This window comes from Candidatus Methylomirabilota bacterium (genome assembly GCA_035260325.1).
Classification (GTDB): Bacteria; Methylomirabilota; Methylomirabilia; order Rokubacteriales; family CSP1-6; genus AR19.
In genome coordinates, this window is record DATFVL010000214.1 from 1 (window position 1) to 7,920 (window position 7,920).

The 7,920-nt window shown below is 73.9% G+C and carries 11 protein-coding genes; 2 read left to right on the forward strand and 9 right to left on the reverse strand.

The window, feature by feature from the left end; all coding sequences use genetic code 11:
* From recA to rimO, 6 genes are all read right to left on the reverse strand, one after another.
* Positions 1-711, reverse strand: a 711-nt coding sequence (recA, locus tag VKG64_13710; GenBank protein ID HKB26096.1) for a recombinase RecA, incomplete at its 3' end; no start/stop codon positions are given.
* 91 nt (positions 712-802) lie between these two features.
* A complete protein-coding gene (gene thpR / locus VKG64_13715; GenBank protein HKB26097.1) occupies positions 803-1,369 on the reverse strand; it encodes an RNA 2',3'-cyclic phosphodiesterase in 567 nt (188 codons plus the stop codon).
* The gene (locus VKG64_13720; GenBank protein HKB26098.1) at positions 1,366-2,418 is read right to left on the reverse strand and encodes a tetratricopeptide repeat protein; all 1,053 of its coding nucleotides are present in this window, start codon (positions 2,416-2,418) and stop codon (positions 1,366-1,368) included. The genes thpR and VKG64_13720 overlap by 4 nt, the downstream gene beginning before the upstream one ends.
* Positions 2,415-3,641, reverse strand: a complete 1,227-nt coding sequence (locus tag VKG64_13725) for a nicotinamide-nucleotide amidohydrolase family protein (protein HKB26099.1) — start codon at positions 3,639-3,641, stop codon at positions 2,415-2,417. Before VKG64_13725 ends, VKG64_13720 begins: the two co-directional genes overlap by 4 nt.
* Entirely contained in the window at positions 3,638-4,081 is a 444-nt protein-coding gene (locus VKG64_13730) for a phosphatidylglycerophosphatase A (protein ID HKB26100.1), read from the reverse strand. The genes VKG64_13725 and VKG64_13730 overlap by 4 nt, the downstream gene beginning before the upstream one ends.
* A 19-nt stretch (positions 4,082-4,100) precedes the next feature.
* A complete protein-coding gene (rimO, locus tag VKG64_13735) occupies positions 4,101-5,414 on the reverse strand; it encodes a 30S ribosomal protein S12 methylthiotransferase RimO (GenBank protein HKB26101.1) in 1,314 nt (437 codons plus the stop codon).
* 134 nt (positions 5,415-5,548) lie between these two features.
* On the opposite strand from rimO, the gene VKG64_13740 reads away from it, so the two are divergent.
* Both VKG64_13740 and VKG64_13745 read left to right on the forward strand, forming a co-directional pair.
* Entirely contained in the window at positions 5,549-6,073 is a 525-nt protein-coding gene (locus VKG64_13740) for a sigma-70 family RNA polymerase sigma factor (GenBank protein ID HKB26102.1), read from the forward strand.
* Complete coding sequence (locus tag VKG64_13745; GenBank protein ID HKB26103.1) at positions 6,070-6,849, forward strand: zf-HC2 domain-containing protein; 780 nt, start codon at positions 6,070-6,072, stop codon at positions 6,847-6,849. The genes VKG64_13740 and VKG64_13745 overlap by 4 nt, the downstream gene beginning before the upstream one ends.
* A 108-nt stretch (positions 6,850-6,957) precedes the next feature.
* Here VKG64_13745 and VKG64_13750 read toward each other — a convergent pair whose 3' ends face one another.
* The 3 genes from VKG64_13750 to VKG64_13760 all read right to left on the reverse strand — a co-directional run.
* Entirely contained in the window at positions 6,958-7,341 is a 384-nt protein-coding gene (locus VKG64_13750) for a hypothetical protein (GenBank protein HKB26104.1), read from the reverse strand.
* Positions 7,342-7,467: 126 nt separating this feature from the next.
* Entirely contained in the window at positions 7,468-7,668 is a 201-nt protein-coding gene (locus VKG64_13755; protein ID HKB26105.1) for a hypothetical protein, read from the reverse strand.
* The coding region (locus VKG64_13760; GenBank protein HKB26106.1) for an OsmC-related (seleno)protein at positions 7,665-7,920 on the reverse strand (256 nt) is incomplete at its 5' end. The genes VKG64_13755 and VKG64_13760, both read right to left, overlap by 4 nt.

Genomic DNA, 7,920 nt, shown 5'->3' on the forward strand with positions numbered 1-7,920 from the left:
CTCGAGCGGCAGACGTTGATTGACGATCTTGCCGATCTTCATGCTCGTCCCGTCGGCGAGCGTGACCCGCGTGTTGTAGTGGAAGCACCCGAACATTACTCCGATCTTCTCGCGGATCTGGTTGATGAAGATGACGATGACGCCCGAGCGCGAGATGGCGGCGGTGAGCTTGCGGAGGGCCTGCGACATGAGGCGCGCCTGGAGGCCCGGGAGCGAATCGCCCATGTCGCCGTCGAGCTCGGCCCGCGGCACGAGCGCCGCGACGGAGTCGATGACGATGACGTCCACCGCGTTGGAGCGGACGAGCGTCTCAGTGATCTCGAGCGCCTGCTCGCCGGTGTCGGGCTGGGAGATCAGGAGCTCGTCGATGTTGATGCCGAGCCGCTGGGCGTACTTGGGGTCGAGCGCGTGCTCGGCGTCGATGAACGCCGCGATGCCGCCGAGCCGCTGCGCTTCGGCGATGACGTGCAGCGCGAGCGTGGTCTTGCCCGAGGACTCCGGCCCATAGATCTCGGTGACGCGCCCGCGCGGCAGGCCGCCGATCCCGAGCGCCACGTCGAGCGGGAGGGCGCCCGTCGGGATGACGGAGATCTCCTCGAGCGGCCCGCCGACGCCCAGGCGCATGATCGAGCCCTTGCCGAACTGCCGCTCGATCTGCGCGATCGCCAGATCCAGGGCCTGCTTCCGGTCGCTCTTCACTTCCGCCGCCATGCGCCTCTCCTTGTGTGGGCCGTTGCGAGCATTCTAGGAGTCGCGGGGGGACGGCGTCAATGTCCAGGAATCGTGACGGCCCGCGCGAGCCTCACCCGAGGGGGGCGCTCCCGCGCTCGGTGTAACGGGCGCCGCGCGGCGAGAGCTGGCTCTCCATCAGGACGAGGCGCTCCACGCGCACGCGGCCGAACGCCTCGCCGGCGGCCGCGTCGAGGAGGCCGGCGAGCCGCGCGTCGCGTCGTGGGACGCGGACGCGCCCCAGCGTGATGTGGGGCGAGAAGAGGCGGTCCTCGGGCGGGAAGCCGAGCGCGGCGCAGGCCCGCTCCACGCGCGCCGCCAGGTCGGTCAGCCTGGGAGCGCCCTCGGCGACGCCGGCCCAGACGACGCGCGGGCGGGTCGAGGACGGAAACGCCCCGAGCCCGGCCACCACCGCATCGAACCCCGCGAGACCGGTGGCGGCGTCGCGGAGCCCGGCCGCGATCGCGTCGAGACGCGCGCCGTCCACCTGGCCCAGGAACTTGAGCGTCATGTGAAGATTTGCGGGCGCGACCCAGGCGACGTCGTGGGCCGCGCCGCGCAGGCGCTCGATGGCGGCGCCGAGCGCCGCGCGTACGGTGTCGTCGATGAGGACGGCGAGGAAGGCGCGGACCGACTCTATCGGGAGCCGTCCAGCAGGCGGAGCAGGTTCTGGATTCCCTGGCGCCGCTCGGGGTCCGTCTCCTTCTCGAGCGCGGCCTTCAGGTCCTCGATCGCGCCCGCGTGATCGCCTTGGAGCTCGCGCGTGAGCGCGCGGCTGGCGAGGGCGCGCGCGTCCACCGCCTCGGCGGGCGGTGCCGTGGGCGGCGGCGCGACGGCCGCAGGGGGCGTTGCGGGGGGCGGCGCCACGGCCGGCGGCGGTGAGGCCGGCGGCGGCACGGCGGCAGCCGGGGGCGGAGCCGGTGGCGGCAGCGCAGGTGCTGGGGGCGCAGCCGGTGGCGGCGCAGGCGGCGGCACGGCGACTGCCGGGGGCGCTGCGGGTGGCGACGGCTCAGGCGCCCGCGGTGCCACGGGTGCTGGCGGCGCAACGGCGTGCGGCGGCGCCGGCGGCACCGCGGCGGCCGGTGGCGGAGCGGGCGCCGGTGGCCGCGGGGCCGCGGGCGGCGGAGCGGGCGCGGGCGGGGGCGGCGCCGCAACCGCCGGCGGTGGGGCAGCCAGCGGCGCGGGCGCGGCGAGCCAGGCGCGGGCGCTCATCGCCTCCCGCGCCTTCGGATCGTCCTCCAGCGCGATCGCCTCGAGCCAGTCGGCGCGCGCCCCGTCGGCGTTGCCCGCGAGCAGGCGCGCGACGCCACGGTTGAAGAGCGCGCGGGTGAGCCTCGAGTCGAGCTGGAGCGCCCGCGTGTAATCGGCGACCGCGGCGCGATAGTCGCGCCTGCCGACGTAGGCGTTGCCGCGGTTCAGGAAGATGTCCGCGTCGCCCGGGGCGAGCTGGAGCGCGCGCGAGTAATCCTGGAGGGCGCCGTCGAGATCGCCGAGCCGGACGCGCGCGATGCCCCGGTTGGTCCAGGCGGCGGCCGAATCGGGCGTCTCGCCGATCGCCTCGTCGAACGCCGCCCTCGCCTCGGCGTAGCGGCCCTGGCGGTAGAGCGCGAGTCCGCGGTCGAAGGCGCCCATCCCGGTCGAGCAACCCGCGAGCGCCAGCAGGACGACGGCGGCGATCGGAGCCCTCATGCGCGTCCCTTCAGTGCCCGCCGCAGCATATCAAACGCCGCTTGCGTGGACTGCCACTTGACCGAGGCGCGATCGCCCAGGAACCTGAAGCGCCGCGCGCTCACCTGCCCCTCGACCGCGAGCCCGACGAACACCGTGCCGACGGGCTTCGCCGGCGTGCCGCCGTCGGGACCGGCGATGCCCGTGATGGCGAGCGCGCACGGGGCTCCCGCGCGCTCGGCGATCCCGCGCGCCATCGCCTCGGCGCAGGGCGCGCTCACGGCGCCGTGGGCGCGCAGGACCTCGGCCGGCACCCCGAGCAGCTCCTCCTTGGCGCGGTTCGAGTAGACGAGGACGCCGCGCTCGAAGTAGGACGACGAGCCCGGCACGCTCGTGAGCCGGTGCCCGAGGAGCCCGCCGGTGCAGGACTCCGCGACGGCGAGCGTGAGCCGCCGCTCGAGGAGCATCCGTCCAATGACGACCTCGAGCGTCTCGGCGTCCTTGCCGTAGCAGTCGTCGCCGAGCGCGGCGAGGACCGGCGGCTCGGCGCGCGCGAGGGCGCGCGCGGCGTCCGCCCCCTTCGCGCGCAGGCGCACCCACACCTCGCCGTCGCCGGGCACGAGGGCCACCGCCACGTCGCCGGTCCGGCTCTCGGGCTGGCCGAGCCACGCGGCGAGCCGCTCCTCCAGGTCGCCCGCGGTGACACCCGCGGTCCGGAGCGTCCGGACGAGCACCGCGCCGCGGCCCGCGCGGGCGCGCGCGTACGGGAGCAGGTGCCGGTCAACGATCGCGCGGAGCCCGCCGTCGCGCGCGAGCACCGCGAAGGCGCGCTCGCCGCTCTCGAGGACCCACCCGGGCTCACCCTCTTCCGCCGTCCACGCCTGGGCCCCCTGGGGCAGGAGCGCCAGCCGCTCGGCCCGCCGCGGGAGCGGGCGGTCGAGGCGCCGGTAGCGCTCCTCGAGCGCCGCGAGGAAGCGCTCGCTCAGGACGAGCCGCGCGCCGACCGCGCGCGCGAGCACACGCCGCACGAGGTCGCCGGCGTCGCCGCTCGCGATCACTACCGTGAGCCCGCCGTCGGGCGCGAGCGCCCGCTCGAGCGCCGCCTCGTCCTCCTCGACGGCGACACGGCTCGCGACGGGCACGCCCGCGTCGCCGAGCGCCTGGGCGACGGCAGCGCCCTCGGGGTCGGGGAGATCCGCCGTCGGCGGCACGCCGACCGTGACGACGGTCGCGCCCGGGGTCACGGGAATCCCAGAACGGCGCGCGCGAGTGCCAGGACGGCGAGGGCGTAGAGCCCGGCGATCAGATCGTCCACCACGATGCCGAAGCCTCCGGGCAGCGCCTGGCTCGCGCGGGCGGGAAAGGGCTTCACGATGTCGAACACGCGGAAGAGCACGAACCCGGCGGCGAGCGTCGCGGGCGTGAGCGGGAACGGGAGGACCGAGAGCGTCATGCCCGCGACCTCGTCGATGACGATCGCGCCAGGGTCCTTGGCGCCGAGGAGACGCTCGGCCCGCTGCGCCGCCCAGATCCCGACCACGGTGACGGCGACGAAGAAGGCGACGAGCGCGGGCCGCGAGAACGGGACGAGCCAGAGGACGATGGCGGTGAGGGCGCTGCCGACGGTGCCCGGCGCTCCCGGCGCCAGGCCCGCACCGCCCACCGTGGCGACGATCAGCGCCACGCGATCCGCGAGGGCCAGGCTAGGCGCGCTCGCCGACGAGCTCGTATCCCTCGACCTCGACGACGCGCGCGCGCGCGAACCGGCCCGGCTCGAATCGGCCGCGCAGGTAGACGACGCCGTCGATCTCGGGCGCCTGGCCCGCGGTGCGACCCTCGAAGGCGAACGCGGGGTCCTCGCTCGGGCCGTCCACGAGCACGTCGGTCACGGTCCCGACGAGCGTGTGGCTCCGCTCCCATGCGAGCCGGTCCTGCGACTCCTGGACGATCGCGGCGCGCTCCGCCGCGACCTCGGCCGGCACCTGGTCGGGAAACGCCGGCGAGGGCGTCCCCTCCTCGGGCGAGTACGTGAAGACGCCGAGGCGGTCGAAGCGGACGTCGTCGAGGAACTCGAGGAGGCGCTCGAACGCGGCCTCGGATTCGGCGGGGAAGCCGACAAGCACGGTCGTCCGGACGGTGAGGCCGGGGATCGCGTCGCGGAACGCCCGCACGATCTCCTTCATGCGGTCGGCCGTCACCGCGCGCCGCATGGACCGGAGGATCGCGTCGTCGCCGTGCTGCACGGGCAGGTCGAGGTACGGAACGATCCGCGCGCGCGCCCACCTCGCGATCAGCCGGTCGTTCACGTGCGCGGGGTGGAGGTACATCGGCCGGACCCAGGGCATCCGCGTCTCGCCGAGCGCCTGGAGGAGGTCGCCGATGTCGCCGTTGCCCGGAAGGTCTCGGCCGTAGGCGAGCGTGTCCTGCGAGACGAGGATCGCCTCCTGCACGCCGCGCGCGGCGAGCCCTTCGACCTCTTTCACGATGTCGGCGAGCGGGCGGCTCCGGTGGCGGCCACGGAACTGGGGGATCGCGCAGAAGGTGCACCCCATGTCGCAGCCCTCGGCGATCTTCACGTACGCGTACGGCGTCTTCTGGATGAGGAGCCGCGGTGTGCTCGCGTCGTAGAGATAGCCGGGCGGCGCCGAGGTCGCCCAGTCGTGGCGGCTCGAAGCCTGGCGGACGAGGTCCACGACCCGCTCGAGGCCGGAGGTGCCGAGGATCGCGTCCACCTCGGGCATCTCGCGCATGATTGCGCCGCCGTAGCGCTGGGTGAGGCAGCCCGTGACGATCAGCGCGCGGCACCGCCCGGTCTCCTTCAGCTTCGCCAGCTCGAGGATCGTCTGCACCGACTCCTCGCGCGCCCGGTCGATGAAGGCGCACGTGTTGACGATGACGCACTCGGCGTCCTCCGCGCGCTCGGCGAGCGGGAAGCCGGCCTCGGTCAGCATGCCGAGCATCAGCTCGGAGTCGACCTGGTTCTTGGGGCAGCCGAGGGTCGTGAGGTGGACGTTCATGCGCAGCTCTCGATTATACCGGGGGACGGGTCGTGGGGAATACAATCGCCGGGTCGCGGGTTCATGAGGATGACGGTGTCTCCGGAGGGGCTCTGATCCGCGGGCGCTCGACGGGCAGCGAGGAGTTCGAGCAGGTGGCCCTCGCCCACCTGGACGCGCTCTATCGCACGGCGCTCCGTCTCACGCGAAATCGTACGGAGGCCGAGGACATCGTCCAGGAGGCGTGCCTGCGCGCGTTTCGCGGATTCCATCGCTTCGACCCCGGCACGAACGCGCGCGCCTGGCTCTTCACGATCCTGCGCAACGTGTTCCTGAACCGGCTGCGGCGCGAGGGTCGCGAGGTGTTCCAGGGTGACGCGATGCTGGAGGAGGCGGGCGACAGCGCGACGTTGGAGGCGGCGAGCGCCAGCCCCGAGGAGGAATTCCTCCAGACCGTCGTGCACGGCGACGTGGACCGCGCCCTCAACGCGCTGCCCCTCGCCTTCCGCGAGGTCGTGGTCCTCGCCGACCTCGAGGGGCTCAGCTACCGGGAGATCGCCGAGGTGGTCGGCTGTCCGCTCGGCACGGTGATGTCCCGCCTCTCACGCGGGCGCCGGCTCCTGCGCACCTCGCTCGCCGGCTTCGCACGCGAGCACGGTTATCTGCGAGGGCCGGCATGACCTGCGGCGAGTTCCACGCGCGGCTCGACGCGTACGTGGACGGCGAGCTGCCGGTGGCCGAGACGGCCGCGGCGGACGCGCACGGCGCCGACTGCCCGCGCTGCGCGGCGCTGGCGCGCCGGGAGCGCGAGCTGCGCCGCCTCCTGCGTCATCAGCCGCGCGAGACGGCGCCGCCCGAGCTGCGCGCGCGCGTCGTGCGGGACCTGCGCCGCGCGGCGCTCCGGGCGCGGGTCCGGCCGTGGCTCGTCGCGCCCGCGCTCACGGCCGCCGCGGCTGCGCTCGTCGGCGTCCTGCTCCTGCCCACGCTCCGCCGGCCAGCGACGCTCGTCGGTGACTTCGTGGACAAGCACATCGCCTACGCCCAGCTGGAGCGGCCGGCGGAGCTCGTGTCCGACGACCGCGCGGAGATCGAGGCGTGGTTCCGCGAGCGGGCGCGCCTGCGCGTCGCCGTCCCCGACTACTCGTCCGCGGGGATCCGGCTCGTCGGCGCGCGGCTGGCCGAGGCTCACGAGCGCCAGGCCGCCTACCTCCTCTACGAGAAGGGCCGCACGCTCCTGTCGGTCTTCATGGTGCCGGTCGCCGCGACGGACATGGTCGGCGCGGGCACGCGCGTGAGTTACCGCGGCCACGAGTATCTGACGCGCGAGGTGAAGGGCTATCGCGTGGTCTCGTGGAGCGACGGCCGGGCGGTGTTCGGCCTCGTGTCAATGCTCGACTACGATGCGCTGCTCGAGTGCGCCGACGCCGCGCGCGCGAGCCAGGTCGTCAGCCAGTAGAGCCCCGCGTAGACGACCGCCATCGCGGCGCTGACCGTCAGGAGCAGCCGCCACTACTCGCGCGCGCCCCGGAGCGTGCATGCCTTCGGAGCGCGCCCGTCCCGGCGCCTACTTCGCCGCCTGCACCTCCACGATCGCGAGGACCTTCTGGCCGCCGGGCCCCTCGTAGAGGTTGCCCTTGATCGTCACGATGCCCTCGAGGTGGTCGCGGAGCTTCGCGTCCGGATCCACGAAGGGCTTGTCGGCCATGAGTATGTAGAGGACGTTGGCCTTCTCGTCGAGCAGCGACGCGCGCGCGCCGGCCTTCTCGCACCCGATGGCGCACTCGCGATGGCCCTCGCCCTTGAGGCCCATGCCGAGGAAGCAGGTGTTGTCCACGACGCGACCGGTCACCGTCACCTGCCTGGATTTCGCGCCTTCCGCCCAGGCGCCCGTGACTCCCGACAGCACCAGGACCGCGACCACACCCGCGAGCCGACCCCGAATCCTCATAACCCCTCCCTCGGCGCCTGTCCTTCCGCCACCTCTATCAACCCCGGGAGGGGTCCGGCTATTCCCCGCCGACGCCGCCGCCCTAGGAAGGGAGGTGATGGGACGGCGCGGGATACAGTCGGCTCTTCAGCGCGCGCGCCTCGATAGGTCTTCCGTCGTCGGGGCGTCGAGAACAGGGTGTGGAACTCGACGAGCTTGCGCTCGTCCTCGTCCTTCAGCACCGCCGACGACCCGCCGCGCGCCGAACGCGCTCAGCACCTCGAACGCCAGCCGGCGGTCGGCGTTGATGTGGACCTCGACGGGCGGCAGGCGGATCGGGATGATCATCGGTCCGCCAGCGGCCGGCCGTTCAGGAGGGTCTGGCTGTCGATCGGCACCGGGTTGAGGAGGGCTTGCATGACGAAGCAGCCGCGCTCGGCGTTGCGGATGACCCGGGCGACGCGCTCGGGCGGATCCGGAGACTCGATCTCCAGCACCGTCTCCGCGCCCACCATCTCGCCGCGGATCGTGTCCTGGAGGACCGAGCCGGTGACGCGATAGCTCGCCTTCACGCGCATCCGCAGCCGGCCGACGCTCACC

What these genes read in the sequence shown, in the direction of transcription:
- VKG64_13720 (HKB26098.1), bottom strand. Translation starts at nt 2,418, where the DNA reads ATGAGGGCTCCGATCGCCGCCGTCGTCCTGCTGGCGCTCGCGGGTTGC.
- rimO (HKB26101.1), bottom strand. Translation starts at nt 5,414, where the DNA reads ATGAACGTCCACCTCACGACCCTCGGCTGCCCCAAGAACCAGGTCGAC.
- VKG64_13745 (HKB26103.1), top strand. Translation starts at nt 6,070, where the DNA reads ATGACCTGCGGCGAGTTCCACGCGCGGCTCGACGCGTACGTGGACGGC.
- VKG64_13750 (HKB26104.1), bottom strand. Translation starts at nt 7,341, where the DNA reads ATGAGGATTCGGGGTCGGCTCGCGGGTGTGGTCGCGGTCCTGGTGCTG.
- VKG64_13755 (HKB26105.1), bottom strand. Translation starts at nt 7,668, where the DNA reads ATGATCATCCCGATCCGCCTGCCGCCCGTCGAGGTCCACATCAACGCC.